35 protein-coding genes and 1 pseudogene are annotated in these 26,225 nt (G+C 48.7%); 33 read left to right on the plus strand and 3 right to left on the minus strand.

Going from position 1 to position 26,225, the window contains the following annotated elements:
* The first annotated feature begins 106 nt into the window (after nucleotides 1-106).
* The 5 genes from NFS22_RS24255 (at nucleotide 107) to NFS22_RS12965 (ending at nucleotide 2,847) form a co-directional block, all read left to right on the plus strand.
* Nucleotides 107-652: a helix-turn-helix transcriptional regulator gene (locus tag NFS22_RS24255; RefSeq protein WP_478293050.1), complete on the plus strand. Its 546-nt coding sequence runs from the start codon at nucleotides 107-109 to the stop codon at nucleotides 650-652.
* A gap of 42 nt (nucleotides 653-694) precedes the next feature.
* The gene (locus NFS22_RS24260) at nucleotides 695-1,000 is read left to right on the plus strand and encodes a helix-turn-helix transcriptional regulator (RefSeq protein ID WP_478293051.1); all 306 of its coding nucleotides are present in this window, start codon (nucleotides 695-697) and stop codon (nucleotides 998-1,000) included.
* A 21-nt stretch (nucleotides 1,001-1,021) separates the two neighbouring features.
* Entirely contained in the window at nucleotides 1,022-1,894 is an 873-nt protein-coding gene (locus NFS22_RS12955) for an SPL family radical SAM protein (RefSeq protein ID WP_251318176.1), read from the plus strand.
* 219 nt (nucleotides 1,895-2,113) lie between these two features.
* Nucleotides 2,114-2,425 (plus strand): hypothetical protein, encoded by a 312-nt coding sequence (locus tag NFS22_RS12960; protein ID WP_251318177.1) that lies wholly within the window; start codon nucleotides 2,114-2,116, stop codon nucleotides 2,423-2,425.
* The gene (locus NFS22_RS12965; protein ID WP_251318178.1) at nucleotides 2,422-2,847 is read left to right on the plus strand and encodes a VOC family protein; all 426 of its coding nucleotides are present in this window, start codon (nucleotides 2,422-2,424) and stop codon (nucleotides 2,845-2,847) included. The genes NFS22_RS12960 and NFS22_RS12965 overlap by 4 nt, the downstream gene beginning before the upstream one ends.
* A gap of 225 nt (nucleotides 2,848-3,072) precedes the next feature.
* On the opposite strand, the gene NFS22_RS12970 is transcribed toward NFS22_RS12965, so the two are convergent.
* Nucleotides 3,073-3,417 (minus strand): helix-turn-helix domain-containing protein, encoded by a 345-nt coding sequence (locus tag NFS22_RS12970; RefSeq protein ID WP_251318179.1) that lies wholly within the window; start codon nucleotides 3,415-3,417, stop codon nucleotides 3,073-3,075.
* 124 nt (nucleotides 3,418-3,541) lie between these two features.
* Between NFS22_RS12970 and NFS22_RS12975 the strand changes: the two genes are divergently transcribed.
* Nucleotides 3,542-4,072, plus strand: coding sequence for an SLOG family protein (locus NFS22_RS12975; protein WP_016324114.1), 531 nt, complete (start codon nucleotides 3,542-3,544; stop codon nucleotides 4,070-4,072).
* A gap of 42 nt (nucleotides 4,073-4,114) precedes the next feature.
* Here the strand turns inward: NFS22_RS12975 and NFS22_RS12980 are convergent, their stop codons facing one another.
* Nucleotides 4,115-4,564 (minus strand): hypothetical protein, encoded by a 450-nt coding sequence (locus NFS22_RS12980; protein ID WP_016324113.1) that lies wholly within the window; start codon nucleotides 4,562-4,564, stop codon nucleotides 4,115-4,117.
* Nucleotides 4,565-4,727: 163 nt separating this feature from the next.
* Here NFS22_RS12980 and NFS22_RS12985 point away from each other — a divergent pair, with 163 nt between their 5' ends.
* From NFS22_RS12985 to NFS22_RS13010, 6 genes are all read left to right on the plus strand, one after another.
* The gene (locus tag NFS22_RS12985) at nucleotides 4,728-5,288 is read left to right on the plus strand and encodes an RNA polymerase sigma factor (protein WP_251318180.1); all 561 of its coding nucleotides are present in this window, start codon (nucleotides 4,728-4,730) and stop codon (nucleotides 5,286-5,288) included.
* Nucleotides 5,285-6,124, plus strand: a complete 840-nt coding sequence (locus NFS22_RS12990) for a hypothetical protein (protein WP_016324111.1) — start codon at nucleotides 5,285-5,287, stop codon at nucleotides 6,122-6,124. Before NFS22_RS12985 ends, NFS22_RS12990 begins: the two co-directional genes overlap by 4 nt.
* Nucleotides 6,125-6,150: 26 nt before the next feature.
* Nucleotides 6,151-6,921, plus strand: coding sequence for an LptM family lipoprotein (locus NFS22_RS12995; RefSeq protein WP_251318181.1), 771 nt, complete (start codon nucleotides 6,151-6,153; stop codon nucleotides 6,919-6,921).
* Between the two features lie 472 nt (nucleotides 6,922-7,393).
* The gene (locus NFS22_RS13000) at nucleotides 7,394-8,125 is read left to right on the plus strand and encodes a hypothetical protein (protein ID WP_251318182.1); all 732 of its coding nucleotides are present in this window, start codon (nucleotides 7,394-7,396) and stop codon (nucleotides 8,123-8,125) included.
* A 242-nt stretch (nucleotides 8,126-8,367) separates the two neighbouring features.
* Nucleotides 8,368-8,952: a TetR/AcrR family transcriptional regulator gene (locus NFS22_RS13005; protein ID WP_016324109.1), complete on the plus strand. Its 585-nt coding sequence runs from the start codon at nucleotides 8,368-8,370 to the stop codon at nucleotides 8,950-8,952.
* A gap of 520 nt (nucleotides 8,953-9,472) precedes the next feature.
* Nucleotides 9,473-9,973: a sigma-70 family RNA polymerase sigma factor gene (locus NFS22_RS13010; RefSeq protein WP_016324108.1), complete on the plus strand. Its 501-nt coding sequence runs from the start codon at nucleotides 9,473-9,475 to the stop codon at nucleotides 9,971-9,973.
* Here the strand turns inward: NFS22_RS13010 and NFS22_RS13015 are convergent.
* Nucleotides 9,970-10,264 (minus strand): annotated as a pseudogene (locus NFS22_RS13015) (transposase); the annotation flags it as partial. The gene NFS22_RS13010 and the pseudogene NFS22_RS13015 sit on opposite strands and share 4 nt — an antisense overlap.
* Nucleotides 10,265-10,311: 47 nt before the next feature.
* On the opposite strand from NFS22_RS13015, the gene NFS22_RS13020 reads away from it, so the two are divergent.
* From NFS22_RS13020 to NFS22_RS13120, 21 genes are all read left to right on the plus strand, one after another.
* Complete coding sequence (locus NFS22_RS13020) at nucleotides 10,312-10,827, plus strand: hypothetical protein (RefSeq protein WP_251318237.1); 516 nt, start codon at nucleotides 10,312-10,314, stop codon at nucleotides 10,825-10,827.
* 205 nt (nucleotides 10,828-11,032) lie between these two features.
* Complete coding sequence (locus NFS22_RS13025) at nucleotides 11,033-11,368, plus strand: winged helix-turn-helix domain-containing protein (RefSeq protein ID WP_251318184.1); 336 nt, start codon at nucleotides 11,033-11,035, stop codon at nucleotides 11,366-11,368.
* A gap of 40 nt (nucleotides 11,369-11,408) precedes the next feature.
* On the plus strand, nucleotides 11,409-11,804 hold the full coding sequence (locus tag NFS22_RS13030; RefSeq protein ID WP_251318186.1) for an SRPBCC family protein: 396 nt from the start codon (nucleotides 11,409-11,411) through the stop codon (nucleotides 11,802-11,804).
* On the plus strand, nucleotides 11,720-12,601 hold the full coding sequence (locus NFS22_RS13035; RefSeq protein ID WP_251318187.1) for a hypothetical protein: 882 nt from the start codon (nucleotides 11,720-11,722) through the stop codon (nucleotides 12,599-12,601). The genes NFS22_RS13030 and NFS22_RS13035 overlap by 85 nt, the downstream gene beginning before the upstream one ends.
* A gap of 52 nt (nucleotides 12,602-12,653) precedes the next feature.
* Nucleotides 12,654-13,715, plus strand: a complete 1,062-nt coding sequence (locus NFS22_RS13040; RefSeq protein ID WP_251318188.1) for a M50 family metallopeptidase — start codon at nucleotides 12,654-12,656, stop codon at nucleotides 13,713-13,715.
* Nucleotides 13,716-13,856: 141 nt separating this feature from the next.
* On the plus strand, nucleotides 13,857-15,116 hold the full coding sequence (locus NFS22_RS13045; RefSeq protein ID WP_251318189.1) for a DUF6070 family protein: 1,260 nt from the start codon (nucleotides 13,857-13,859) through the stop codon (nucleotides 15,114-15,116).
* 36 nt (nucleotides 15,117-15,152) lie between these two features.
* A complete protein-coding gene (locus NFS22_RS13050; protein WP_251318190.1) occupies nucleotides 15,153-16,424 on the plus strand; it encodes a hypothetical protein in 1,272 nt (423 codons plus the stop codon).
* 92 nt (nucleotides 16,425-16,516) lie between these two features.
* A complete protein-coding gene (locus NFS22_RS13055) occupies nucleotides 16,517-17,959 on the plus strand; it encodes a GNAT family N-acetyltransferase (protein WP_251318191.1) in 1,443 nt (480 codons plus the stop codon).
* A gap of 131 nt (nucleotides 17,960-18,090) precedes the next feature.
* A complete protein-coding gene (locus tag NFS22_RS13060) occupies nucleotides 18,091-18,981 on the plus strand; it encodes an Rpn family recombination-promoting nuclease/putative transposase (RefSeq protein WP_251318192.1) in 891 nt (296 codons plus the stop codon).
* Nucleotide 18,982: 1 nt separating this feature from the next.
* Entirely contained in the window at nucleotides 18,983-19,213 is a 231-nt protein-coding gene (locus NFS22_RS13065) for a hypothetical protein (RefSeq protein ID WP_251318193.1), read from the plus strand.
* Nucleotides 19,214-19,661: 448 nt separating this feature from the next.
* Nucleotides 19,662-20,228 (plus strand): hypothetical protein, encoded by a 567-nt coding sequence (locus NFS22_RS13070; protein WP_251318194.1) that lies wholly within the window; start codon nucleotides 19,662-19,664, stop codon nucleotides 20,226-20,228.
* Between the two features lie 18 nt (nucleotides 20,229-20,246).
* The gene (locus tag NFS22_RS13075) at nucleotides 20,247-20,612 is read left to right on the plus strand and encodes a hypothetical protein (RefSeq protein WP_251318195.1); all 366 of its coding nucleotides are present in this window, start codon (nucleotides 20,247-20,249) and stop codon (nucleotides 20,610-20,612) included.
* A 282-nt stretch (nucleotides 20,613-20,894) separates the two neighbouring features.
* Complete coding sequence (locus NFS22_RS13080; RefSeq protein ID WP_251318196.1) at nucleotides 20,895-21,212, plus strand: DUF7768 domain-containing protein; 318 nt, start codon at nucleotides 20,895-20,897, stop codon at nucleotides 21,210-21,212.
* A complete protein-coding gene (locus NFS22_RS13085; protein WP_251318197.1) occupies nucleotides 21,209-21,406 on the plus strand; it encodes a hypothetical protein in 198 nt (65 codons plus the stop codon). The genes NFS22_RS13080 and NFS22_RS13085 overlap by 4 nt, the downstream gene beginning before the upstream one ends.
* 257 nt (nucleotides 21,407-21,663) lie before the next feature.
* A complete protein-coding gene (locus tag NFS22_RS13090) occupies nucleotides 21,664-22,200 on the plus strand; it encodes a hypothetical protein (protein WP_251318198.1) in 537 nt (178 codons plus the stop codon).
* Between the two features lie 17 nt (nucleotides 22,201-22,217).
* Nucleotides 22,218-23,021 (plus strand): hypothetical protein, encoded by an 804-nt coding sequence (locus tag NFS22_RS13095; protein WP_251318199.1) that lies wholly within the window; start codon nucleotides 22,218-22,220, stop codon nucleotides 23,019-23,021.
* A gap of 80 nt (nucleotides 23,022-23,101) precedes the next feature.
* The gene (locus NFS22_RS13100) at nucleotides 23,102-23,440 is read left to right on the plus strand and encodes a zinc ribbon domain-containing protein (RefSeq protein ID WP_251318200.1); all 339 of its coding nucleotides are present in this window, start codon (nucleotides 23,102-23,104) and stop codon (nucleotides 23,438-23,440) included.
* Between the two features lie 54 nt (nucleotides 23,441-23,494).
* Nucleotides 23,495-24,055 (plus strand): hypothetical protein, encoded by a 561-nt coding sequence (locus NFS22_RS13105; protein ID WP_251318201.1) that lies wholly within the window; start codon nucleotides 23,495-23,497, stop codon nucleotides 24,053-24,055.
* 11 nt (nucleotides 24,056-24,066) lie between these two features.
* Nucleotides 24,067-24,525 (plus strand): hypothetical protein, encoded by a 459-nt coding sequence (locus NFS22_RS13110; RefSeq protein ID WP_251318202.1) that lies wholly within the window; start codon nucleotides 24,067-24,069, stop codon nucleotides 24,523-24,525.
* A complete protein-coding gene (locus tag NFS22_RS13115; RefSeq protein ID WP_251318203.1) occupies nucleotides 24,525-25,400 on the plus strand; it encodes an XF1762 family protein in 876 nt (291 codons plus the stop codon). The genes NFS22_RS13110 and NFS22_RS13115 overlap by 1 nt, the downstream gene beginning before the upstream one ends.
* A 204-nt stretch (nucleotides 25,401-25,604) precedes the next feature.
* Nucleotides 25,605-26,156 carry a single stranded DNA-binding domain-containing protein gene (locus tag NFS22_RS13120; protein WP_251318204.1) on the plus strand — a complete coding sequence of 184 codons (552 nt, stop codon included), beginning with the start codon at nucleotides 25,605-25,607 and terminating at the stop codon, nucleotides 26,154-26,156.
* The last annotated feature ends 69 nt before the right edge of the window (nucleotides 26,157-26,225 follow it).

Raw genomic sequence — 26,225 nt, forward strand, 5'->3', positions numbered from 1 at the left:
TCAGATGTCGGAACGATACAAGCATAATCATATTTGAGAAGTAGAAAAACCTTGACTTCCGGTGTCCAGTTTTTTGTGTTATACTGCGCCCAAGAGGTGATGACGGATGCAGGAGAGCAGGCTGTTCAAAATTGTTTACTACCTGCTGGAAAAGGGGCAGGCCACTGCCCATGAGTTGGCGGAGAAGTTTGAGGTGTCGGACCGGACCATCTACCGGGATATTGATGCCCTGAGTGCAGCGGGGATCCCCGTTTACACGGAGACCGGACGGACCGGCGGCGTTCGTCTGTTGGGCAGCTTTGTCCTGGATCGGACCGTCTTATCTGAGGCAGAGAAGCATGAGATCCTTGCAGCCCTGCAAAGCATCGGCGGTACAGTTGGCGTCCAGGACAGAGACACACTGAATAAACTTTCTGCGCTTTTTGATGTCAGTACAGAGAGCTGGCTGGAGGTGGACTTCTCACGCTGGGGCGGCGAGGGGAGCGATAACGAGAAATTTGAGCGGCTGAAGGCAGCAGTGATCCATCGCAGGAGTGTGCGCATCACCTACGCCAACGCCAACGGTTCCATCAGCAGCCGGGTCGTACATCCCTTGAAGCTTTCCTATAAATCAAGAGCATGGTACTTGAAGGCGTTCTGTGTGGAAAAGTAGGATTACCGCACCTTCAAACTGACCCGCATTCTGGAGCTTGAGATGCTGGCGGATCAGTTTTCACCTTATCCGCCCCCGCCCAAAACAGACTTTTCACAGTTCGATAATAAGAAAATCGTCTTGCGCTTTCCCGAAGAACTGGCCTATCGGATTTATGACGAGTTCAATCTGGAGACCGTGAAACGTGAGGACGGGGCGCTGATTGTAACGGTATGGATGCCGGTGGATGAATGGCTGACCAGCTATCTGTTGACCTTTGGAACCCAAATCGAAGTGCTGGATCCCCCGGAGCTGCGGCCTATGTTGGCGGAGCTTGGGAAAGCAATCTATGAAAAATATAGAGACTGACAGGACGAGAGGGGATAGCCAGTGCATTATGTGGATGCAAAAGGGATTTTATCTGCGAAAAATGGTATGAATCTTTATCGAGGCTGCTCTCACGGTTGCATCTACTGCGACTCCAGGAGCAAGTGCTATCATATGGAGCATACCTTTGAGGACATTGAGGTAAAACGGAATGCTGTTGAACTGCTGGAAGATGCCCTTAGACGGAAACGCCGGAAGTGCATGGTTGGTATGGGTGCCATGACCGACCCCTACATTCCACTGGAACTGGAGCTGGGACACGTCCGGCAGGCCCTCACTCTCATATATGAACATGGCTTCGGGGCTACCCTTATCACCAAGTCCAATCGGATTCTCCGGGACATCGACCTGCTTCAAAAGATCAATGAGCGGGCCAAGTGCGTGGTACAGATGACACTGACCACCTATGACGAAACATTGTGCAAGAAGATCGAGCCCAATGTCTGTACCACCAGAGAGCGGTTTGAAGTTTTGAAGCAGCTGCGTGATGCAGGCATCCCCACGGTGGTATGGCTGGCGCCAATCCTGCCTTGGATTAACGATACCGAGGAAAACATATCAGGTATCCTGAACCTGTGCATCCAGGCAAAGGTCTACGGGGTAATCTGTTTTGGTATGGGGCTTACACTGCGGGAGGGCAACCGGGAATACTTTTACGCACAACTGGACCGGCTGTTTCCGGGATTGAAGGAGAGGTATATGCGCCGGTACAGGAATCAGTATATCATCGACAGTCCCAACAGCGGCCATCTAATGCACCTGTTCCATCAGACCTGTGGAACGCATGGAATCGTGCATAGTAAGGAGCAGATATTTTCCTATCTGCAAACCTTTGAAGAAAAGCCTGTGGCAGAGCAAATCAGTTTATGGGGTTAAAAACCTTGACATAAGGTGTTCATATTTCTTTGTTAAAATATAAGTATCCAGCAAAAAACAAATCAAACTATGGAGGAAAAAATCGTGGGATCTATTTGTGGAGCTGATTGTACGAAGTGTGAGTTTACCAGCGCCTGTGCAGGCTGTACGGAAACGGACGGCGCTCCTTTTGGAAAACCGTGTCTTGTGGCGGGGTGCTGCCGGAAGGGTGAAAACGTATTGCAGGAGCTGAAGGACAAGCTGATTGCAGCGTTCAACGGGCTTGGCATTCAAGATATGCCGCCAGTGACGGAACTCTACGCTTTGAAAGGTTCTGTAATCAACATTGCGTACACACTGCCAAGCGGCGAAATCATGAAATTTTGGGATGATGACAAGATTTATCTGGGGTATCAACTTCCTAAACAGGGCAGTGACAGGTGCTATGGGATCGTCGCTGACGATCAATACCTTATGGTATCTGAGTACAGCAGCTATGGCTCTGATGCTGAAATCGTAGTCTTTAAGCGTTGGGAAGGCAAAACCGAATGATGACCATAACGCCGAACTTTAATTTTGATGGCAAATGTGGGGAGGCGATCTCACTCTATCAGCAGGCGTTCGGTGCCAAAGTGGACTGTCTGCTCCACTATCGGGACGCAGACCAGTCGGACTTTAAGCGGGAACTATCCGAGGAGCAAAAGGGTTATGTCTATCATGCGGAGCTTCACATCGGCGGCCAGCGCATTATGATGGCTGACAACCTGGATATTCTGTTCCGGCCCAGTACAGCATTATCGTTGACTGTGACCATGAGCAGAAAAGAGGAAGTCTTAGCAGCATTTGAGGTGCTGGAAAATGGGGGCGAGGTAATTTATCCGCCCCACAGTACCACATACAGTTCCTGTACCACCAATGTGATTGACCGGTTCGGATTCCGGTGGGTTATTATGACAGAGCAGACCGAACATTGAGTAAAATGAAAAATGCGGGGTATGACTGACGATGTGGTTCAGTCTGCCCCGCATTTTCATTTTGTCTGCGACAATTTAATACAATTTCTGGAAGCACCTTTCTTGACTTTCTCCGGGTGGGGGCCTAAAATGTAGCAGGGGTAAGACAGCAAACTAAACAATGCGGTCAAACGGAAAGAACGCACAACAACAAAAGCGAGGTATGACATATGGCCATACGGTCAGTCATACCTCGCTTTCATCATTAGGGATAACAGCGGCGATAAAGCTATTGATGATATCTTCCAGATGCCGGTATTGCTCTGGAGAAAGTTGGGATACTTTAGAGAACAGGATGGATTGATCATCGTTGGAAATTGTTCCAAACAGCAGGTAGTCCGCGCTGATTTTCAGAGCACCACATAGCTTGATGATGTTTTCCGGGCGCAGAGCCTTAATGCCATTTTCGGCTGTGGATATGGTCTGAGTTGTCATGTCGGCCCGTTCTGCAACTTCTTCCTGTGTAAGGCGGAGCTGTTTCCTACGCGCTGATAGCCGCTGTCCCATCTCCTTTAATAACATTTCTTCCATTGCACCCCTCCTATGGATAATATTCTACCCGCTATAACACAAAAAATTAACAGGCTATGGATAGAATAAATTATCTAAAGCGTATATATTAGAACTATACCATTGAAAGGGAGAACAGAAAAGTATGAGAAGATCATGTGCGGTAACAGGCCCCAAACCGACTCGCTTCAAATTCGGCTACAAAGAGGATTATTCACTGTGTAAGAAAATTAAAAAGGCTATGCAGGAGCAATTCAAGCGGCTCTACAATGAAAAAGGCGTTCGCCGGTTTTACATTGGCGGCTCCATAGGCGTGCATATCTGGGCTGGTGAGTTAATCTTACAGATGAAGGCGCAGCCAGGCTATGAGGATATAGAACTGGTTGTCGTGCTGCCGGCCCCCGGCCATAGCGCGAGGTGGGACGTGCGCAGCCGGAAGCGGTTGGAGCAGCTGCTGAAAAACTGCACAGAGCAGCTGACGATAGGGAGCCAGCCCAATCCAGAGAACTATGCCAAGCAAAACCGTTACCTGGTGGACCATGCGGACTTTCTGGTAGCGGTCAGTGACGGTGAAGGGGAGATGGTAGGGTACGCCAGGAAAAAGAAAATGGGTATCCTGCGGATCCATCCGGATACTGCGGCGGTAGATGGTGATGTGTGGGGCGATAGAGCATGAACAAACTGGGCAGTCATCTGTTTTGGATGACCGCCCAGCGATTTATACCAGGTATTTCAGGATTGTCTCATACCAACTTCTCAGGTCATGGTAGTGGATCCAATGCCGCTCCAGACCGTGATGTGCTGAACAACCGGCAGGAGTTACTTCAAACAGCCGATGGAACTCCGCAGTCGGCCCTATGTATACGGGGATATTGAAGGTTAGAGGGGCGGGATGATATCTGAACTGATCACCAGTAATGTCGATAACTAATCCATCCAAGACAAGCCAGGCGTGGTGCCAACTATCCTCAGGATCATCACCGTAATATGTGCCGCTTACATAGGTAATTGGGCCTATCCCATTATCAATCAGATATTGGGCCAGCATATCGCTAGTATGCCCGCACTGTCTGGTGGGGAACTTTCTAAAAAACGAGCCCGGTTCATAATTGGTCTGCGCGTCTTCAATGGCTTTACGGAAATTGCGGACTAATGTTTCTAATTCCATCGTACATCTCCTGGTATTCTAAAGGATTGACAACTATTATATCACGCCGACCCTGTAGTCACAAGGTGGGAAGAAAAAACAGAAAATATTTTTAGTGGGTGTAACCTGCACTGCTCCGAATCCCACTATAGGGGTGAGAGGCCCTCAACACCAAATGGAGGATATGACCGTGGAAGACGACAAAATCATTGACCTGTTCTGGACGCGCGACCAGACGGCCATTGAAGAGACCGGCATAAAGTATGGCAGCAGGCTTCAGCGGCTGGCCATGAAGATTCTATACAGCCGCGAGGATGCGGAGGAGAGTGTCAACGACACCTATCTGTCGGCCTGGAACACCATCCCGCCCCAGAGACCCGTGTATTTCTTTGCGTTTCTAGCAAAAATATGCCGGTTTGCAGCCTATGGAAAGCTGGATTGGAAAACAGCTCAAAAGCGTCAGGCGGAGGTTGTGGAATTGACCGCTGAGTTGGAGACCTGCATCCCGGACGCTGCAGCCCAGGCCGCCTTTGACAGCCGGGAACTGGGGGAACTGCTGAACATATTCCTTGGGACATTGACTGAGGAGAAGCGGTTGATTTTCCTGCGCCGGTACTGGTTTGAGGACTCCGTGAAAGATATTGCCAAACGATATGGGATTGGGGAGAGCAAGGTGAAGACCACCCTGCTGCGTACCCGGACCAATCTGAGAAATTTCTTGGAGAAGGAGGGAATCCATCTATGAACGGGAAAGACCTGCTGATGGGTTTAGGGCATGTAGACGAGGTGTACATCCAGGCGGCGGAAGAAAAGACACTGAGGAAGCCCTTTGGTACGGCATTAAGGCGCTATGGCGCTATGGCGGCCTGCTTTGCGGTGTTGATCGTTGCCGCTACGGTATTCTATACGCGCAGCCCCGTTGGGCCCACGCCGCCCGGACCAGTTGTTGAGCCCCCTGACATCAGCCAGCCGCCTGAGTTCGTCCCGGAGGAAGTGACTGTAGATATGGGGCAGGTCTACTTCAACGATGCAATAGGCCCGCAGGAGGATATATGGTATGACCCGGATGTTTACACCATTACTCCGTTGAGCGGGCAGGCGTATGCAGACTATTATCAGCGGGGGCTTACACCGCCCTGGCTCCCGGATGGGCTGTCTCCAGCAAAATGGAACGATACCGCGGAGCAGATAACAGCGGCAGATGGCACGGTGATCAGCGATATTGCCAACCTTGGTTTCTATTCTGGCTACTATGAGGACGGCACACCGGAACTGTACGAGAATACCAACGCCGTCAAAGGCCTGAGTCTGTCGGCCTCCCGGATCGGAGCACTCCCTCAATGGGACTATGTTCTGCCTGAGCAGGAGCGCCAGACCACGGATATTGACGGCATAGCGGTCACTTTGGGCGTGAGTATCTGTCCATGCGAGCCAGCTGGAACGGTGGAAGTGATCAATGCTGAGTGGGAGTCGGGTGGGCTACACTTCCAGCTGACAGCCCAGCAGATCGAGCGGACGGACGTGGTCAAGACCATCGCATCTATCATCGCCGGTACAGCGGACATTACGATCATCAACTGAATAACTGACATAGGAGGTAATCTATCATGAAAAAAATCTTTGCTTTTTTCCTTGCAGCTGTGATGCTGCTCTCCCTGGCTGCCTGCGGCCAGGATGTTCCCGAGAATGATGAAGCGGGCAGAAACTCCAGCCAGCAGGTGGGGGCACCCAGCGCAAGCGGCAATCCCGAGAATGAAGGCAACCCGGATATCGCTCCCGAGGATGACCCGGGCGCGAAGTCCAGCCAGCAAACCGCTGAACAGGGTCAGATCAATCTTTCCGATGGGGACGGCAAAGCTGATACCCATAACGGTTTGGACACGGCAGATTGGAAAGTTGAAATTGATAAGGGCCCCTATATGGAAAACTATAAGGACATTCCCGAACTTCCTAACGCCGAGCCGAATTGGAATGATGCGCAGAGCAGCACCCCAAAGGGGGTGCCGGAGAATGCCATTGGCGCGCCGGACATTGCCCCGGAGGACGATCCCAATGCGGGCGCTAACCAGCAAGTCGCTCAGCATTTCATAGTTGATCTTTCCGAGGAGGATGGCAGCGAACTGCAGAGTGTGTCCGATACCGCGTCTTATGCAGGCGCTATGGCAGGGGACGGCTATATCCAGTTTGGGGATAAGCTCGCGGAGAAGAAGGCCCTGTCTCAAGAGACAATCGAGTGGCTTACGTGGTATAACAGCCTGAGCACAGACGAGCAGGCGGCAATAAGCATCGTTCCGGCTGACCTGATGGTGGCGAGCGGGATTGCCAAGTCTGGAGACAGCGAAGCACTCGGAACGGAGTTGGAGGAAAAGTTACCGTGAAATCTGCACCTGGCCAGACCAGCATCTGCTTGGTCTGGCCAGGTGTTGTTTTGCAGTGAAAAACCTCGACATACGGTGTCAGAATTTTGGGTATATGCTATAAGTGGGGGGCAATTTAAGTGGTAGCTGAATCAAACGATAGGATGGAATTTTTAATTTGATTGTTGCCATTTCTTTGCTAAATTGTTGCTTCAATGTGCCATAAACAGGAAGGAGTTGGAATAGCTGCTTTTTACAAAATACCAATACGAAAAGTGATTCCACTCAAGATAAATATTTGGAGACGAGAATTATGTGAGTACTTTGTTGTCCGCAGAAGGGATGGGTTTTGTCGTGTTATAGACCATTAAGCCGTATATGTTTGAAAGGAGCTAATTATGACTAAGAGTAAGTTTAACCAAAGGAATGTCCTGGCACTTCTGGGTGTCTTTATTGTTGATTCGGATAAAACTTAACGGTGAAGTAAGTGAATATGAGAAGACGATTCCTATTTCTGGTTGCGGCTATAATTTTGACGACTGCATTGGCCGGCTGCCAAGGGAAGGTTTCAGAGCCTTCGGATGAAACGACACCAGAGACAATAATTCGGAACTTCGGTGCCGACGAAGCTAGCTGGCGTGCATGGGATGACCTGCATGAGAATGATTTAGAGTGGATGGATGCTGCGGCATTGAATATTGATTTGACCTGTCCACTCTCGTGCGGAACAGTATTTTTCTGTGAGAGTGGTGCGGCTGTTACTCCAGATGAGGCTGCAAAGATTTTGATATCCTCCATGCTGGACTCCATGGGTGAAGATTCCAATGAGCGCCAATTTACCATTTTAGACTATGCGGTGCCAGATCAGATTCTGCAGACCAGAGCGGATGTCATTACCAGTGCGTTAGGCTTGCTTGAAAGTGGAGAAGCACCATCGGAAAGAGCTGACTTAGAAGAGTGGTGCAGATTTTATTTTGGACAATTTCCGGGGATTGATGACAATATGTGGTTTCTGTATCCGGATTTTTCGATCAGATGGTCTGGCCAATGTGGCATAAGCGAGTATGATGAATTTATTGGCGGTGAGGAGATGGACGAAAATGGGCTTGTCCCCATAAGCTATACACTGGCGAGATCGCTGGAAGCAAATATCTTTTTGCTGGCTCAAACAGATAGTGGATACTATCTTCAAAGTGCGGAGGCATTTTATGCCAGTCATACATAAATTCGATTTGCCAATAATTGAATGGGAAAAATTTTCGAGTGAAGGGGTGGTTGGAGAGCACCGATATAAATAAGACCCCTAAATTTAAGCGGAGCTGATGATAGTTAGGAGCCGCCAGAACCTCAGAGGTTCCAGGCGGCTCTTGCTATAAGCGCATTGATTTATTCTCATTACCTATTCCGAACTTGACACCGCTAAGTTTTGACGGTATAATCTTATCATCGTCAAGATTGGAGGTTACTATGGAAAATAGACCTTATCACCACGGGAACCTACGGAATGCTTTAATTGGAGCCGGATTAGAGTTAATCAATACAGAGGGGGAGGAGAATTTATCCTTACGCAAAGTCGCTCTAAAATGTGGTGTCAGTAATGCCGCTCCCTATGCTCATTTTAATAGCAAGGATGAATTTATCGCCGCAATCCAACAACACATTATGGATTTATTTACGTCGACATTGGAACAAACAGTAGAGATGTATGCGGATACCCCTAATATTCTCTTGATGCTTGGGACTGCCTATGTAAAATTCTTTTATAAAAATCCCCTTTATTTTGATTTTTTATTTTCCAGAAAAAACATCCAGATCAACTTATCTTTGGATTGTGCGGGAGAAAAAGAAATTCCACCGCTAAAAATATTGAAGCAAATTGCGACACAAACCTTTCGCAAAATTGATATGCCAGAATCTGTCATGCAAAATAAAATAATTGCGATGTGGGCCTTAGTTCATGGTTTATCTGCTATCGCAACCATGCCGAATGTAGAATATGACAAGGATTGGGAAACGAGAATTGAAGAAATAATTCAATCCTTAGACGTATGATTAGCTATGAGAATGGATTTACCGCAATTCTCCCGTCTTTACTTAGTTGGTGCGATTAGAGTAGTACCTGCTATGATCGCATTTCCTATCGTTGCTTAACTGCTGAAAAATGGTGCTAAGATCGTACAAATAGCGGTAATCATATCCGACGTGCCACGGATGGAGTTATCATAATCTTGTTGCAGCCCTTTCCAGTATCCCTGATTTCTCTGGCAAAATAAACTTTGACATACGGCGTCAGAGTTTTGGGTGTATAATGTAGGTGTAGAGGGATTAATATTTTGACTAACGAAAATCTAACATTCCATGTGCTATCATACTCTCACTGATTTTGTATGCGGATACCTGTAATGCGTTTTGTTTGCTATGAGATAGACCGCAATACCATTAAGCAGCAGAAAATGTCATAGGGCCTATATAATATAGTCTGAATCCATCAGAATGTGATCCTCTTTCGGGATGGTGTTCATGAATTGTGCTGTCGCTTACTGAGAAGCAGCGAGTAAAGGTAGAGGAGAATATGGGCCTTGTGGGTAAGGTGATAAAGGACTGTGTCCACACGTTGGGCAGGGGTTGTATCTATACCTATGACGATCTATTGCAGATCGGGTATATTGGACTGTGCAAAGCGGTCCAGACCTATCAACCTGAATACAAGAACGCCTTTTCAACTTATGCTTACCGCCTGATTCAGAACGAGATCTACACACAGTTGGAGTATGCTGCGCGTTGCGGACGGGAACAGGCCACGGATCCGGCAGAACTGCCCTGCGGTGGACTGCGTGATAGTCTGGAGGAGCAGGAGGCTTGCCGGGAACTGATGAATTTGCTTGATCGGGCTGAAGCAACAGCCACCGGAAGCACCGCAAAGGGGATCCGGGCCATTCGTATGCGCATTGATGGATACTCAAGCAAAGAAATTGGTGAGTTACTTGGGGTTCCAGCCAACCATGTGACTGCATGGGTTTCCAAGGCGAGGAATCACATCCGCATGTATAGATTAGACCTCTTGCGAAATTAAGCTAAGCGGTCAAAGTTGCAGATACCAGCAATTAAGGAAAAGCGGAGAGCAAAGCGCTTTCTCCGGTTACGGTAACGCTCCGAGAGGATACGAAACCTTTTGACAAAATGGATACAGGAATCCTTGGATAGCTGGAAATCGTGCTTCCTTCCGCTGGAGAATGCCAGCGCAATGATCTCCCCGGTCCGAAGGCTGACGAACAGCTGAGTCTTTAGTGTATGCCTCTTTTTCTTCCCGGAATAGTACCGCTTTTGCTTTTTTAGGACGCTCAACCGGCGATTCTATTAAATCGGAGTTAGGAGGATCTCGCCTTTGAAAAATGTCAAAACGCCCAAACGGTGGATCTTTTTCCGCCACTTTGCGTTAAATTTTCTTGCCGGGCGACAGCCCGCCTGCGAAAATTTGCCTTGATTGGCGAAAAAATTTTCGCCGTTGGACATCCGCCAATTTTCAAACAAGGCATAGAAAAGCAAAAGAAGTCGAGTAGGTCGGTGCAGTCTATAGTGGAATGGTCTGTATCGGATTTTACTACTTTGCCGTTGACGCTGACTGAGAACACAAACTTTAAGAAAAGGTATGGGACGGGGGTTCAAATGAATAATTATAATAAATTGCAAAAATATCTTGAAAACAGCGGGAATGCGACAGTCATATTATCCTTTGACACGCTAAAAGAAATATTGGGCATTGAAGTTAATTACACGGCTGCTCTTTGTATAAAAAAGGATTTTCATTGCAACTATGTGGTTGACGATGTTTCGGAAAAAGAGAAATGGATCCGTTTTTGCAGAACTGAAACACAAAATGATGAAGATACAACAATCACAACATTAGCGTCAATGTTATGGTGGTAAAGAAATCTAAAGCGGTAAAGCCTAGCGAAGTCTTCTGTACGAAATCCACGCCCCGGCAAGACAGCCGCAGCGCGGGGGGAATCCCTGCCTGCGGCTGCTTTCAGTGATGGGTGGCAAGAGTATTCCGAGGATCTCCAGGTGTCGAATACGGCAATAGAAAGCCCATATGTTTACTATACTTAAATGAACTGAGAGGAGGGTGCTTATGCTGGGTCCCGCTAATATTGAGCGAATCCCCATTCTCAAACAAGGAGATTTGTCCATCGATCCACAGCGTTGCACTGTCACGCTGGCAGGCAGGGTGCTTCAGCTATTCCCCAAGGAATTTGAAACGCTTTACCTGTTGGCCCAATATCCCAACTGGGTCCTTTCACCTCAACAGATATATGAGCATGTTTGGAAAGAGGACCCTGTTGACTGCGATCATATCGTTCGCAATACCGTCTGCCAGCTGCGCCGTAAGCTGGCACACCCGGAACTGATCCAAACGGTTGTGGGGTATGGGTATAAATTTGTTGTGGAATCAGGGGCAGACCAATGACATTGACGATAAGCGCTATAAAATCAGGAGGATATTGTTTATGACGCAATCAGTTGTACAAGCGGAGCTGGCCAGCCCGGTAAGACGGGTTTGGGAGGTATTGACTGACTTGGCCCATCAGGATTGGCGCAGCGATATAGAACGAGTGGAGATTACAGGGGAAACGACCTTTGTGGAATATACCAAAGGCGGGGTTGCAACATTTTTCACTGTAACCCGGCACGAGCCACCTTGCTATTGGGCCTTCGATATGGAAAATAAAAACATGGCGGGACATTGGGCTGGAAAACTTGAGTCAACGGCCTGCGGCTGTATGGTGACATTTTCGGAGGAAGTAGAAGTACGAAAGCTGTGGATGCGACCCTTCGTGAAGTTATATCTGAAAAGGCAGGAGAAACAGCATTTGACGGATTTGAAAAAAGCACTGGGGCTTTAGGAGCCAGTGTGAAGGAAGTGAGAGATGTGATAGAAATGTCTGGTAAAACTGTTTTTCGGGATGGGAGAAGCCATTACAAGAAAACAGGGGTTATCCTGGGTATCGTGCTTGCCGTTACTTTCCTGGCAGGGAACGTATTGGGTGCGTCTTCCTCGTCTGATTCGCATATTGATAATCTAACGGAGGAATATGGGAGCTGGCATGTGGGTTACTTTGATGCGAATTATGTATTTAAGCAGACGCTGTTGAAGGATGACAGAGTAACTGACGTAGTTTCTTTTGATAATGTCGGCTATGCCACGCTTTCATGTATCCAGGATACCAATAAGCCATATTTATTTATTGCAGGTTTTAATGAAGAGACATATGAAATGGTGCCGGTCCAGCTGATCACAGGCAGGCTGCCCAAGGATGGCAGCGAAGTGCTGATGCCGTCTCATTTGTTATCGGATATCAACCTGGACTGTGCTGTGGGCGATACGCTTAATCTCGCTGTTGGATTGCGTCAGGATGGTGATGACATTCTCAGCCAGCATATTCCATACCGACCCGGAGATGAATTGTTGTCTGTGGGAGAGGATAAGACTTATACTGTGGTTGGCATCTATGAAAAACCCATCTTTGAAGCCGCGGATGCACCAGGATATACCTTGATTACAGCATCAGACCGCACCGTTTTGGTAGAGAGCATAAGCGTGTTTGTTTCACTGAAAGAAGTAGAAGAAGTTTATCATTATGCTGACGGTACTGCGCCTGGAGCAGATTATGCAGTCAACAGCAAATTGCTTCAAGAATGAAAGGATAGAAGATAATTATAAGGACCCCTCTTGGGAAGGAGCATTATCAACTATGATCATCGTCTTTGCCTTGGTAGCAGTCTTTATTTTCGGCTTTCTGGTAGCAATCCATGAGGTTGGACATTTTCTGGCGGCACGGCTTTGTGGTGTGCGCGTCAATGAGTTCTCTATCGGCATGGGGCCCTGCCTTTGGCACAGGGAGACGGATGAAACTCAGTATTCCATCCGCCTTCTGCCCATTGGTGGTTTCTGCGCCCTGGAGGGGCAGGACGAGGACTCTGGAGACAGGCGTAGCTTCAACCGCAAGAGTTTCTGGAAAAAATTCGTCATCCTGTCGGCTGGATCCTTTATGAATCTTCTTGCCGGAATGATTATCATTGCTATGCTTTTCGCTGGAGCAAGCAGCTTTTATGTTGATCAGATCTCCGGGTTCAGCGAGGGTTTTCCGCTGGAGGGGGAGAGTGGTCTGATGGTAGGAGATGTTTTCTATAAGGTCGATGGCTGGCGGACATACCTCCGGGGAGATGCGGCCATGCTTTTGAGCTTCAATGACGGCCAGGGGGTAGACATAGAGGTGATACGAAACGGCAAAAAAATTGTTCTGGAAGACCTGTCTCTCTACCGCGGGACCTATGACGGACAGCCCGGTCGTTTCGGTCTGCTGATCGGAGAAATGCAGATCCCCACCAGCTTTTTGACAAAGCTGCGGTTTATTGGCTATCAGACTCTGGATTTTATCCAACAGATGTGGTTCAGTCTGGTTCAGTTGGCTCGCGGAACTATGGGCGTGCAGGAACTCAGCGGCCCGGTGGGGATTGTGTCCATCATTACGGAGGTGGGAACCGCCTCGGAGTCTGCGGCCAGCGCGGCCAGGGATATCGCTTATTTTGCCGCACTGATCGCCATCAATCTGGCGGTCATGAATATGCTCCCCATACCAGCTCTGGATGGGGGGAGGATTTTCTTTTTGTTAGTGGACGCCGCGGCGTTACTGCTATTCAGGCGTAAGGTGCCGGAGAAGTGGCAAGCGGCGGTAAATGCGGCGTGCTTTATGCTGCTGATGGGCATGATGGCGCTGGTTACTCTACATGATGTTACAAAGCTGGTTATGTGAGAGTTTTGGCAACAGGAAGAAGTATTCCTGCGTTAAAATCGATTTAAATGTGGCAGCATCAGAAAAGTCATCTTCACCATAGCAGCCATGACCTATATGTCTCACCCTTCTAATATTGATAAGCCAGAGGAGCAGTGCTGAATGAAAGTAAAAAAACTTACCTATGTTTTGGGAATGATGGTTATTATTCTTGCCTTTGTATCATGCGGGCAGAAATCAAGTTCAACGCCAAATTCACAAGCCGATGGATCTTTTGACCAATCTTCTTCCGTGCTACTGGGGGCAGTAATGATAGAACCATCGGAGCAGGAACGTATTGTAATGGAATGCACTGCTATAGCAGAGAGCTATGCACATCTATATAAGAGTGCTTTGAAAGAACATGCCACATCGCTTTATGCAACTTCAACTATGACCTTATCGGAGGACGATTTTGATGCGATTGTAAACTTCCTGTCTGAAAGCAATGTCCCCATATTAACAGCGGAGGTAGAGGATAATGAATGCGAAACGCTGATAAATATAGAGGGATTTTTGGATTTTTGGAGAAAGATCGAACATGGAGATTCTGCGGCTTTTGTAGTGTATTCGCTTGGAAGAGATGGAAGCCTGTTTTATCATAAATACTCTTATGAGGATGATCGGAAATATTGTACAGAGGCATCCGTAACCTGGAGTGATGATGCAGCCAGTGTAGGCAATCTGCGAAAAGAGGAGTTGGCATTTTGGGACTATACAGAGAAGGGTAATTTCCTTTTTGAACGTGTGTATGCTCCACCGTGGATGGGGAACGGGCGCGGGTTGATTCATATGGGGCCTGATAATAATGAACTGGTTAAAATTGCAAAGGACTATATCATAAGCGTTGGTTATTATGGAAACAACATTTTTTCAGCAAATTGGTCAGAGGATGATTGGGAGAGCCTAAACTTCAACGACCTGTTTGAGTTCCTATATCGCTCAAAATACAATGCTATCTTTGAAGATCGCCTTTGTGAATTTGATTCAGAGCAGTCATGTTACTATATAGAGGCAGCTGTGTTTGAATCGGTGATTGGTGCCTACTTTAGCGTACCGGAGGATGTTTTACACTCCAGAGCACTTTATAGCGAGCTGAATGGCGGCTACCCTTGGCAGACGATAACATGCTCTAATTGCGTTTATAATGGAACCTTGGTGCCTGATGTGCGAAACTATGAGATAAATGACGATGGAACGATAACCATAGATGTTGACGTTTTGTGTCCAACACATAGGACAGACCACTTTTTTAGTCATCGCCTTACAGTTCGTCCTCTTTCCAATGGAGGCTTTCAACATGTTTCCAATGAGATTACTGTTCCAGCTGCGGGAGACATCCCACTCTACTGTCCGCGAATCGAATTGCAGCAGGATCAATAAGCTGCGTTTTGATTGCAAGGTACAGGAGACATTACAATGGCAAAGATTATCAAATTAGTTTGGGGCGTACTCCCGTTTATATTTGTTTCCCTTTGTGTGGTTCTTGTTACCATGTTTGAAAGAATTACAGGCGATACACTGAGAATCCTTTTCCGGAATCTGCTGATTCTATTGTGGGTAATCAGTTTTGGGGTTGTCCTTTTTTGGGGGCAACTGAGATTTAACGCTTTTCGGCAGAAGGCTGAGGAAGAAAAGGCGAATCGAATTATGCTTGGTGCACTCTCCATCTTACTCAATGTTTTATCCGCTCTTGTTATGGGCTGTTTAATACTTGGAGGAGTAATTTTTGCAATACTTTCCCACAAAACTGAGTACGTCACAGTGCGAAATAATATCAAGTTAGTGGCTTGTGTTGATTATTTCTCGGGTGTAACTGTAAATTACTATCAGTACAAGAATCCCTTTTTTTACGGCAAACGGCTGGGCTTTGAGCATTATGCAGCGGATACTGGTGATCCGTTAGCTGAGCCCCTTGGATATCCTCCGTTAGAATGGAGATTTTGGGATTCGGACGGAAACATCCTGGACAGTGGCTCCAATGAAGTCACATGGGGGGAGGAGATAGACGAAAAAGAAATGCAAGAAATACAAAAGAAAATCATTCTGCAGGAGAAGGCGGAAATCAGAGAGCTTAATGCTGCTGTAATGGATTATCAGGGAGACGAGCTTGTTTTTTCTTTTTCCATAGATGATTTTATAGACAGCTTCAATGGTTACTATTGGGCCGACTATGAGAGCCGGTATCTGCTTCCTTCTTCCATGTGGATATCATTTGTTTATGAGTCGTCTATCCACTCAAAATATGCTTCTAATTATTTATACTTTACGCCGGACGAAACAGTGTGGTCGTTCCCTACGGTTTCAGTCTTTACTCCAAGTGACGAAAGCTATGTGCAAGAAATTATGCTGAATTTTGATGACCACAGTTATACTGAGTCCATGTATCACCTATATGAACGGACCTGTTTCTATACCATTAAAGTGTTATTTCCCAGTTTCGACGATGCCGAAATTGTTGAACTATATACGAAACTGAATGAATTGGCATACCAAAATGTCTTTCCTAATGAGCAAGGGTACAGCAGCGACTCAATTCCCGCTGCATTGTTTTATAAAGACGGGATTGGGTTGTATCCCTATTTTGCCATTGGCGAGAGCGTGCATCTTTGCGTTATCCCAGTGACTGACCAGACCATTTCCGCCTTTGAAGCAAAGGGAACTACAATTTATGAAATTCCATATGGATAAGTGGAAATTCAGATAAAGCAATCAAAAAAACATGGCACAGCAATAAAAGATTGAAAACGTGTGATGAATTATTTGCCTTATGAGGGATTTTTATGGGAAAAGAAAAGAGTATCACATCAAGGCCTTTTAGTGTATTGGCGGATTGCGGTAAGGTGTATCAGTTTTTAATAGATATATACGAAAAAGACTGGAGAAATGGAGTGCCAGCCCCGTTTTTTGAGTACGCTTATTCGTCGTTCTCTTACTGGATGGATATATCGTATTCCTATAAAAATCGGATATGGGAGAGCGATGGGCGTATTGTAGCCTTCTGCTTCTATGAGAATCCTCTGACAGATATTTACTTTTGCCTGCGGCCGGGATATGGGGAACTGGCACAAGAGATGATACAATATGCCGCTAAGAATATGCCAGACGAAGGAGAAGGCATACGTTTAGTCCTTTTTGGTGGCCAGGATGAACTAATGGAAAGCGCAAAACGGTTGGGATACAGGCAGGAATCGGAAAGCTGGAATATGCAGTTTGATTTTGTAAACAAGTTGGATTATCCATTACCAGAAGGCTTTCACTTTGTAAGGCCGCAGGAATTAGATACATCAAAAGTTGGAGAATGCTGCTGGAAAGGATTTGATCACGAGAAGGAGGAAGGGGAATGGAATCACCAATATCAGCAAAATTTCTATTTGCTGGAGGTGGCTCCCCACGCTACGAAGAATCTGTCCGTAGCAGTTGCGAATGAAGAAGGGGCATATGTTTGCTGGGCAGGGATGTGGTGGACGCCAGAAAATAAACTAGCGTATTTGGAACCTCTTTGTACAATTCCGGAGTATCGGCACAAAGGGCTTGCGGCGGCAGCACTGTCTGAATTGTATCGAAAAACGAAAGCATTAGGTGCCACACATATGTCAGGAGGGGAGAGCGAGTTTTATAGAAAAATAGGATATATCCCTGCGGTTAAGTGGACCTTTTGGAAAAAGGAAACGGAGTATGAAGTATATAACAATCCATGGAATGAAATTACCCTGACTGATTATGAAAGTCATATGTCCCTTGCTTCGATTATGCAATTACAGGCTCTGAATAAATTGATTGAAGGACAGCTTAAAGCTTGGCCTGTATCCAGCACCATGATTTTAGGGATTGCTGGTGGGAACGGCCTTGAGCATATTAGGGACAGTGGAATCAAAAAAGTATATGGAGTAGATATCAACGCCGCCTATTTGTCGGAGACATCCGTAAGATATCAGGACTTGGGCAACATACTGGAACTGCTGTGCATCGATCTGCATAAGTGCTCAGGCAAACTGCCCGGGGCAGAGCTGCTAATTGCGAATTTGCTGGTTGAATATATCGGTTGCGGGTGTTTTCGGCAGGTGGTTCAGCAAGTGGAGCCGATATATGTTTCCTGTGTCATCCAAGTCAATACTGGAGTCAGCTGGGTTTCTGATTCTCCGTACCTGCATGAGGTATGCCAGCTGGAGTCGATCCCTGCGCGGATTCGAGAACTGAATGGGCACCTCCTCATTTGGGTATGACTCGGCCAGAAGGTGGAGCAGTCCAAGTGGGTATTACCTGGACAAATTGTGCATTGCTGCCGCGCTGAAAAGGTATCCTTGCAAAATCAAAGAAAAAAGCATATAATAAAAGAAACAAAGGAGGGCAAAAAATGCCGACCACGATTACGCCCCTATCCCAACTTCCACTGTCTGACGATTTTATGTTCGGAGAGGTCATGCGGCAGCCCGAGGTGTGCCGGCTTTTCCTGGAATGCCTGCTGGAGAAGGAGATCGCCCGTATTGAATATATCAATAAGCAGGAGGATCTGTCGGACGATGTTTCCGGGCATGGTATTCGGCTGGATGTCTATCTTAACGATGCCGCTGGCACCCACTACGATATTGAGATGCAAAAAACCAGCAGCCGGGGGTTAGAACGCCGCATTCGATACTATCAGGGGGGCATTGACCGGCGATGCCTGGGCAAAGGGCTTGATTACACGGACCTGCCAGAGAGTTATGTGATCTTTGTCTGTGATTTTGACTATTATCACGCTGGTTTGGCCCGCTATGAGCGTGTAAGCTGTATCGACGGCCGTGAGGACATCATCTATGATGACGGCAGCCACGCGATTATCTTGAACAGCCGCTATCAGGAAGGCAACGCGCCCGCACCCATTTTGGAGTTTTTGGATTATGTCCGAACCAACAACGACCAACTCCAGTTGTCAAGTGAGCTGGTACAAAGAACCAAGCAGGCCGTACATACCGTGCGCAGCGACCGGACGAAGGAGGTATCTTATATGACATGGGCAATGAAAACCAGAGATTTGCTGAGACAGGGTCGCGAGGAAGGCCGTGAGGAGGGCCGCAAGGAAGGCCGTGAGGAGGGCCGCGAGGAAGGCCGCGAGGAGATGCGGGAAACTGGCATAAAAGCGCTTGTGGTCACACTGAAGAGACTTTCCCAGACATTGGATTTAGTCATCCAAACGGTAGCAGAACAGTTTGACCTGTCCCTGGAGGAAGCAGAGGAAAAAACGAAACAGTATTGGGAGCAGTGATTTGACCAAAATGACATGGGCAATGAAAACCAGGGATTTGCTGAGACAGGGGCGCGAGGAAGGCCGCAAGGAAGGCCGCAAGGAGATGCGGGAAACCGGCATCAAAGCACTTGTGGTCACACTGAAGAGACTTTCCCAGGCGTTGGATCTAGTCATCCAAACGGTGGCAGAACAGTTTGACCTGTCTCTGGAGGAAGCAGAGGAAAAAACGAAACAGTATTGGTACAAGTGAGTTGCCGCAATGCTTCCAAAAAAAGATTGTAATTCTCTGCTCAATCGGATATAATTGATTCATACAGTATCAGTTGATTGCAAAAGTAGTCAAAGTAGCCGTGTTACAAAGCGTCCAGAGGTTTTTCACACCTTTGGGCGCTTTTTTATTATATATGGCCCTGCGGGGCAGAGTTTGGGACGCTGAATGGCGTCCCTTTTTCATTTTGGGGAAAGGAGGAAAAGATATCCTGAAGATTATTGAACATCTGCCATACTCTGACCTTACAACAATGCTGATCTTAGGAGGAACAAAATATGCCGAAATTTGAAGAAATCGTACAAAAAGGTACGTGTGATGTGTGTGGAAAAGAAGCCGATGTGGAGCAAATGATTAAGGAAAAGCAGGAGATTTTTGCGTAAAAAGTTGATTTCAGCAACTGAAGAAAAATTAAGTAAGGAGAAGTGACATGGACAAAGGACATATGACAGAATACATTAAGGTCAACCTCCCGTTGACTGAGCAGGACTATCTTGCAGGCAATGGGGAAGGTGTATGGGTTCTGGTAGATCGAAAGACGAAACAGGCCCACGACGATGACGCTTCTGGCGGAAGTTACGTTGGGATTTTGGACAACGACAGCTGCTATTACCCCGGTCTGAATGCTGGCGCGCTGATACCATTGGAGATGCGCGGTGCTTGTCGGCCGGTAGCTAATTTCTATTCGTTCCTTTCCAAACTGACCAAACTGACGCCGGAAGGAAAGGCGCTGCTCATGGGAAGGATCGCAATGTACCAGGCTGGGAATAATCGTCCAGAGGATCCATCCGACCCTAACTACGAGGGTCCAATTTGCTGTAACTGCCAATATTGTGGGGACAAGTACAGTTTTCCGGAGCCGAACGATTTGCTCTATATGGATCCGGAGAACCCGATATTGAAGCATTTCTATTGCTGTTGCGGTGACTGTGATCTCTACGGTAAGGATATCACCAGACTGGGTATTCACGAATGTGAGCATTTTGAAGAGCTGTGACGTAAGACTTTATCTGTTATGGCAAAGTACATCCCGCATGAAAAAATGACAGTCCAGCAGATTCAGGCCGAAATAGACCGGGAATTCCAGCAATGGAATAATATCGCCTGCAGCGGCTGTCAGGATCCAAGCTGGCCAGATGGAGTCAACATGAACCTGGTCCGAAATCATATCATTTACTGGTACAGGCTGTTAGACGAAAAGTATGTAGCCAATACGCAGACATCTCTTTTTGACAGCCAGATTGCAGAATCGCCGCGCAGACCGGTCCCGCCAAAAGTTCCTGACCAATATATGGTTGCCGAGTGTACATATTCTGATCGTTTGAATGGCAGGCATGGCCAGACTTTGGTGTGGGGAACAAAGGGGGAATACCAGGCCTGACAGCAAGACGACACCTTGCCAGCACCCAAAATTGTAGCGGGGCAGGGTAAGGGCTGCATTAACATTCTTTTAGATAGGGATTGCAATTTCCCACAAGGTCGGGTATAATGCCGTCATACAGTATCAGTCGATTGCAAGAGCAGTCAAAGTATCCGTGTTACAAAGCGTCCAGAGGTATTCGTACCTTTGGGCGCTTTTTTATTATATATGGCCCCTTTGGGGCAAAGTTTGGGACGCTGGAAAGCGTCCCTTTTCCATTTCACGAACAAGGAGGTGAACAAAGTGAGCAAGGAATTGACCTACATCATCTCACCCTATGCGGGGGATATCGAGGCCAATGTGGCATTTGCGATTCGCTGTTGCCGGAAGGCCATTCAGCAGGGACATACCCCTATCGCTGTCCATCTGCTCTATCCACAGATCCTGAACGACCAGAATCCGGTCGAGCGGGAAAAGGGGCTGGAGCTGGGGCTGAATATCCTACGGCACTGCGCTGCCGCTTGGGTATGCGGGACCAGGATTAGCCATGGTATGGCAGGTGAGATCCAGGCAGCACAACAACTGAACATTCCAATTCAATATTTGGAGGAAATCGAATGAAACAGCTTGGAAATTTAGCGATTATCTGCGCACAGCGTCAATCGGTACTGCTGCATATTCAGGACGGTATGGTATCTGTCTTTGTGGGTGAGGGTCCGGACAGAGATGTCCTCAGCACCCGATGGGAAAATGACGCAGAAATCAGCCGCATAATCTATGAACTCAACTTTGGGAAGCATAAGGCCCAGCGATAAGGAGAGAAGTTTCATATGAAGGCAGTCTGGATGAAGCGCATAAACAGGTATGGCAGGAATCGGACGAACTGTGGAAGGCGGTTGAAACCGCACACAACGGCCGGGTCTGTCGGCACCAGAGCCGCTACGGTCGGACAAGCAAAGCCTGGACGACCTATTACAGCCCAATGGAGTGTGCCAGACTGTGGCCCAGCTGCAGCCACTGCAGCGTTTTGGAGAAGGACCTGGCGCCACAGAAGGGGAATGTCTTCTATGACGTGCGAAAGACCTGGACAGAAAAGGGGATCGGCATGTTCCCGGACGAGGAGCGGGTCAGTATCGAAAAGGGCTGTAAACTGCTGGAGAAAACGGTGTCCATGACCATCTGTGAGGCCATCATACAGTACGGCCGGCGGGACGCGGAGCAACGTGCCTTGGACCGCTATCGGAGAACTATGTTTTTTGATCCGACGTTGAAAATTGAGATTCTGAACCTGCGGGCCGCCCGAATGGATACCAGGGACATCCTTCAGGATCTTCAGGACGTAGCCAACGGTATTCAAGTAACCCATGCGGCAGACAGCCTGAAGGCGGCCAAGGCCCAGAAAAAGGCGCGACGGGAGGCTGCAAAAAAGCAGCGAATCCGCAAGGTAGAACAAATGTTGTTAACCCACGGCTGGAACGGCCTGGACGATCTTTGGCGCCGCCGGGCAGAGAAACTGCTGGATGACCAGCGGATTGATGAACTGCATCTGCAGTGGAAGGCGGCACAAGCGCAGACGCCTCTGGAGGAAACACAGATCAGACTGTTTTGAAGGAGTGTGATAGATCATTGGAAAAACAAAACGATAATCGGGACCAGATCATCCGCAAAGATGCCCGGAACTGTTTCGTGGAGGTCAAGAACGACTGTTTCCATCTGGACAAGGTACATCTGCAGTTTGTGGCCTATGACAAGTCCCGTCCGGCTGGACAGCGGTACACCAGCAATATCCATATCTATATTGATGTGCCGCAGTTTCTGGCTTTGGCGCAGGAGGCTGCCAACGGCAGTCTTCATATGCGTATGCAGCAGTATAAGAATGAGCGAAAGTCAGATGCGCTCTATGAGCACTTGGGTGGAACCTCTGCCAAGCGGCTGGCCTACTACGGCAAGTCCCGGCCTGACGGCAAAAGCCTGTCCCGAGTCGTCAAACTTACTACGGCAGAGAAGTCTGACTATTTCCTTACTGCTGACAGCGGTCCGGGAGAGGAAAACAAGACCGGCCTGATCGTTCCCCGGTTTGGCAAGTCGCCAGAGCAGCATGTATCGGTGGTCCTCACCTGGCGGCAGCTCAACGAACTGTTGTTTACCACAGCAGCCCACTATAAGGCATGGCTGTCAGCCAGATATATGGCGGACTGGACCGCGATCCACGCGCCTCGGTTTGAGGAGGGGGGACAGCGAAAGGGCCAGAAACGCCAGGAAGCTGCATCAGAGGCTTCTCCGGCGCGTCAGCCTGGTCCTCCCCCGGCAGCGCCGCCGCCTGCACCGACCGCAGCCCCAACGCAAGCCCCCGGTTTCGGCAGTGCTTTTGGCAGTGTTTATGGCAGTACAGGTGGCAGTGGTCAAGCCGATGACAGGCGGATGTTTTAGTGGTATACTCATATTGTCCATCCTTGTGCAAGCAGCTGGCCAACAGGCCGGAAAAGCAACTTGATAAGGAGTGGATCACAATGAAATTTTGTCCCTATTGCGGCGCTCCCCTTTCGGGGGGCGCCGCTTCTTTCTGCCCTGAGTGCGGGAAATCGCTGCGCATAGAGAAAGCAGCAGGCACCCGGCGGCGGAAAAAGCGTCCCCCGCAACAAAAATCCAGACAAGCGCCCCATCACAGGTCCAGACCCATCAACCCAATGGATGTAAATTATGATGGCTACTATGATGACATACAGCCTATTGATTCCGGTGCTCGCGGCGAGGGAATGGATCCCGAACTGGTCAAACAAATCGCGCTGGTCATTCTTGGCGCGGTTGGGGCTATTATTCTGGCGGTCACCTTAATGATGCTGTTGTAATTTTGCCGGTTGGAGCGTGTAATAAGGGCAAATAAGCAAATTGAGGTGATTGATATGATATATCTCTCGAAAGGAGAGCTGACACGGTCCCGCAGGACCGGGCTTGACTATGTATCTCATTGCGGCTGTGTCTATGCACTGGGACCGGAGCTGGCTGGACTCTGGAAAAAGGCGAGACTCCGTCCACAGCCGGTTCCGGAGGGCAAGGAGCAGGCGGTCAGGCGGATGGAGGGCAGCGGCCTGGTCATTACCACCGAGGAAACGGGAACTCTGGCCGCCTATCGGCTCCTGACCGGCTGTGTCATTTGCCCCAACAGCAGGAAATGGACAGACTGCTTTCTGTCCAAACCGATCCGGCGTGTCTGGAAATGGATCACCGAGGCGGGGCTGCGGCTGACGGCGAGTGAGCTGATTCGGCTGGAGGAACAAAGGGTACAGCCGACCTCCGCACTTTTAGGCGAGGACGGCAGACAGAGGCTGACAGAGATGATCTACTTTGCAGAGACAATTCCGGACGGTATTTTGGAGACTTTGATGGAACACTCGCCTGCCCGTGACACCGTAATAGGCGCCCTGCTGGAGCTGCTGCGCACACGGCGCCTACTGCTGATTTGAAGGAGGAGCTTATGGAACGCACACAGATTCCAATGCCGCTGCAGGCACAGATTTTGATGCGGTTGGCGCTGGCCGCGTGCTCACTGATTGCGGGGAATGTTCTCCTGGTTTTCTTCACTATGACAATCGCTGCGCCTCTTTTCCTTCTGTCCCTGCTGGCAGCGGTCAGCGGGGGACATCTCTATCAGGTGGTTGTGCGAGGACACTATCTGTGTCTTACTGGCATCGTGGTGCGTGTGGAGCGCACCATGGCTCTGCGCCGTCCGAAGGCCATACTGATGGAAGCGGAAGGGACGGCTCTGAGGGTTGTACTGCGAAACCGCCACAAGATACCGGCTGAGGGACATCAGATCACATTTTATATCCAGGACAGTACCCCCATCTATGAGTGGAAGGGAATGCACCTGCTTGGCTCCTATCTAGCGGTAACAGATGGACCTCCAGATAAATCTGCATCCAGTAAGTCCTGATGGTCTATCACATTTTTCAATACTGCATTGAAGGTATCTGGTATCGTGATTCCCAGGTCTTTTCCGATGCACAGTTTGACTCCATCATGAACAGGCTGGAGTGGCGTATGCCTTCCGGCATGAGAGCATTCCATTTTGGATCGCCAGGGCCTGGATACTATCCCTTGGACAATCCCGTTGTGCTGCACCGCCCGGTTCTGCCTTTGGACCCAGCGGCGTTGGTCATGGGGGAGCTTGGGTATCAAGCTAGTCTGAACGATAGATATACTCGCCAGCGCATCCCTGTCATACATCGAATTGGACGTTTCGTGATATGCGGCAGCCAGGATATATGGCCCTGTTTTCGTTATGTGGATGGGAAACGGTATGCGCTTATTTCTGAACTGCGGATTGTCCCTCTGTCGTTTCGTGCAGCCAGGGAATATGTCCAGCGTTATCACCGCCACAATGAGGCTCCACAGGGCCATAAATTTTCTGTTGGCCTGATTTCTTCAAATGAAAGCAGATATGCAGGCGTTGCTATCGCCAGTATTCCCAAAGCGCGGCATCTCAACGATGGGTTCACCCTGGAAATCAACCGTGTATGCTGTGATTCCGCCTATTTCAATGCCTGCAGCAAGCTGTATGGAGCAGCCGTTAAGGCGGGGAGAGCAATGGGCTATACTCGATTTATTACTTATACGCTTCCAGAGGAAGGAGGCAGCAGTGTAAAAGCTGCTGGCTTCCATTTGGATGGAATCGTTCCAGAACGAAAAGATGGCTGGCACCGGAATAACCGCCGCCGCAACATTCCCAGCCGCACACCGGCAGGGCCTAAGCTCAGGTGGGTTCTTGACACCCGGCCCACACAGGACCATGGTAACTGCGATGAATAGCATATTGACCTTCTGGAATAATCATGCTATAATCAAAACAATAGTTACCGTGTTTTCTTTAGAAAACAAAGTTACCGTGTTTCAGAGTGTCAAATGGCGCTATTGCGCTGTTTGGCACTTTTTTTGTTTTCTGCCCGCGAAAATGCGGGTTGAAATAAATTATTTCAACGGCAGGGAAGGACCTGCAGAAAGGGGCATCACATCATGCTGAAACTAATCATCACAGAGGCCGTTGTCTCCAAGGGGTATAACGACGACCCCGCCGTCCGCTATTTTAGTAGCAATAGCGAAAACGCCGGGCAGGTTGCCAACTTCCGGATCGGGAAACGGGTCTACGACAGCAAGGCGGAGAAAAACCACCGCTGGCTCAACTTTACCGTCAAGGCGTTCGGGGATATGTGCGAGCGCGTCAAGCGCATGAAGCTCAAGGAGGGCTCGTACATCAACATCATCGCCCGCTATGACGAGGAGACCTGGGAGACCAAGGACACCCATGAGACCCGGACGGGTGTGGTTCTGTACCTGGACGAGATCGAGTATGCCAGCAGCGGCAATGGCCAGAAGAACGGACAGACCAGCTCCGACGGCACGGCTCCCCAGGGTGGTGGCGCACCGGCTCCGCAGAGTGGCGCCCCTGCGCCTCAGTCCCAGCCGCAGGGCCATCCCCAAGGCCAGACTCCTCCGGCTCCCGATCCTATGCCCGGAGGTTTTACTGGGTATGAGAGCTTCGGCGATGCGGGAAATCCTTTCTTTTAAGCAGCTTCCTATAGGGGCCAAATGAATATCAGGCGTAAAAGGCGCACAGTTCGTGGTAACACATCCGCG

Source organism: Flintibacter muris (assembly GCF_943192995.1).
Lineage (GTDB): Bacteria > Bacillota > Clostridia > Oscillospirales > Oscillospiraceae > Lawsonibacter > Lawsonibacter muris.

What these genes read in the sequence shown, in the direction of transcription:
- NFS22_RS24255 (WP_478293050.1), top strand. Translation starts at nt 107, where the DNA reads ATGCAGGAGAGCAGGCTGTTCAAAATTGTTTACTACCTGCTGGAAAAG.
- NFS22_RS24260 (WP_478293051.1), top strand. Translation starts at nt 695, where the DNA reads ATGCTGGCGGATCAGTTTTCACCTTATCCGCCCCCGCCCAAAACAGAC.
- NFS22_RS12965 (WP_251318178.1), top strand. Translation starts at nt 2,422, where the DNA reads ATGATGACCATAACGCCGAACTTTAATTTTGATGGCAAATGTGGGGAG.
- NFS22_RS12970 (WP_251318179.1), bottom strand. Translation starts at nt 3,417, where the DNA reads ATGGAAGAAATGTTATTAAAGGAGATGGGACAGCGGCTATCAGCGCGT.
- NFS22_RS12975 (WP_016324114.1), top strand. Translation starts at nt 3,542, where the DNA reads ATGAGAAGATCATGTGCGGTAACAGGCCCCAAACCGACTCGCTTCAAA.
- NFS22_RS12980 (WP_016324113.1), bottom strand. Translation starts at nt 4,564, where the DNA reads ATGGAATTAGAAACATTAGTCCGCAATTTCCGTAAAGCCATTGAAGAC.
- NFS22_RS12985 (WP_251318180.1), top strand. Translation starts at nt 4,728, where the DNA reads ATGACCGTGGAAGACGACAAAATCATTGACCTGTTCTGGACGCGCGAC.
- NFS22_RS12990 (WP_016324111.1), top strand. Translation starts at nt 5,285, where the DNA reads ATGAACGGGAAAGACCTGCTGATGGGTTTAGGGCATGTAGACGAGGTG.
- NFS22_RS12995 (WP_251318181.1), top strand. Translation starts at nt 6,151, where the DNA reads ATGAAAAAAATCTTTGCTTTTTTCCTTGCAGCTGTGATGCTGCTCTCC.
- NFS22_RS13000 (WP_251318182.1), top strand. Translation starts at nt 7,394, where the DNA reads ATGAGAAGACGATTCCTATTTCTGGTTGCGGCTATAATTTTGACGACT.
- NFS22_RS13005 (WP_016324109.1), top strand. Translation starts at nt 8,368, where the DNA reads ATGGAAAATAGACCTTATCACCACGGGAACCTACGGAATGCTTTAATT.
- NFS22_RS13010 (WP_016324108.1), top strand. Translation starts at nt 9,473, where the DNA reads ATGGGCCTTGTGGGTAAGGTGATAAAGGACTGTGTCCACACGTTGGGC.
- NFS22_RS13025 (WP_251318184.1), top strand. Translation starts at nt 11,033, where the DNA reads ATGCTGGGTCCCGCTAATATTGAGCGAATCCCCATTCTCAAACAAGGA.
- NFS22_RS13030 (WP_251318186.1), top strand. Translation starts at nt 11,409, where the DNA reads ATGACGCAATCAGTTGTACAAGCGGAGCTGGCCAGCCCGGTAAGACGG.
- NFS22_RS13040 (WP_251318188.1), top strand. Translation starts at nt 12,654, where the DNA reads ATGATCATCGTCTTTGCCTTGGTAGCAGTCTTTATTTTCGGCTTTCTG.
- NFS22_RS13045 (WP_251318189.1), top strand. Translation starts at nt 13,857, where the DNA reads ATGAAAGTAAAAAAACTTACCTATGTTTTGGGAATGATGGTTATTATT.
- NFS22_RS13050 (WP_251318190.1), top strand. Translation starts at nt 15,153, where the DNA reads ATGGCAAAGATTATCAAATTAGTTTGGGGCGTACTCCCGTTTATATTT.
- NFS22_RS13055 (WP_251318191.1), top strand. Translation starts at nt 16,517, where the DNA reads ATGGGAAAAGAAAAGAGTATCACATCAAGGCCTTTTAGTGTATTGGCG.
- NFS22_RS13060 (WP_251318192.1), top strand. Translation starts at nt 18,091, where the DNA reads ATGCCGACCACGATTACGCCCCTATCCCAACTTCCACTGTCTGACGAT.
- NFS22_RS13070 (WP_251318194.1), top strand. Translation starts at nt 19,662, where the DNA reads ATGGACAAAGGACATATGACAGAATACATTAAGGTCAACCTCCCGTTG.
- NFS22_RS13075 (WP_251318195.1), top strand. Translation starts at nt 20,247, where the DNA reads ATGGCAAAGTACATCCCGCATGAAAAAATGACAGTCCAGCAGATTCAG.
- NFS22_RS13085 (WP_251318197.1), top strand. Translation starts at nt 21,209, where the DNA reads ATGAAACAGCTTGGAAATTTAGCGATTATCTGCGCACAGCGTCAATCG.
- NFS22_RS13100 (WP_251318200.1), top strand. Translation starts at nt 23,102, where the DNA reads ATGAAATTTTGTCCCTATTGCGGCGCTCCCCTTTCGGGGGGCGCCGCT.
- NFS22_RS13105 (WP_251318201.1), top strand. Translation starts at nt 23,495, where the DNA reads ATGATATATCTCTCGAAAGGAGAGCTGACACGGTCCCGCAGGACCGGG.
- NFS22_RS13110 (WP_251318202.1), top strand. Translation starts at nt 24,067, where the DNA reads ATGGAACGCACACAGATTCCAATGCCGCTGCAGGCACAGATTTTGATG.
- NFS22_RS13115 (WP_251318203.1), top strand. Translation starts at nt 24,525, where the DNA reads ATGGTCTATCACATTTTTCAATACTGCATTGAAGGTATCTGGTATCGT.
- NFS22_RS13120 (WP_251318204.1), top strand. Translation starts at nt 25,605, where the DNA reads ATGCTGAAACTAATCATCACAGAGGCCGTTGTCTCCAAGGGGTATAAC.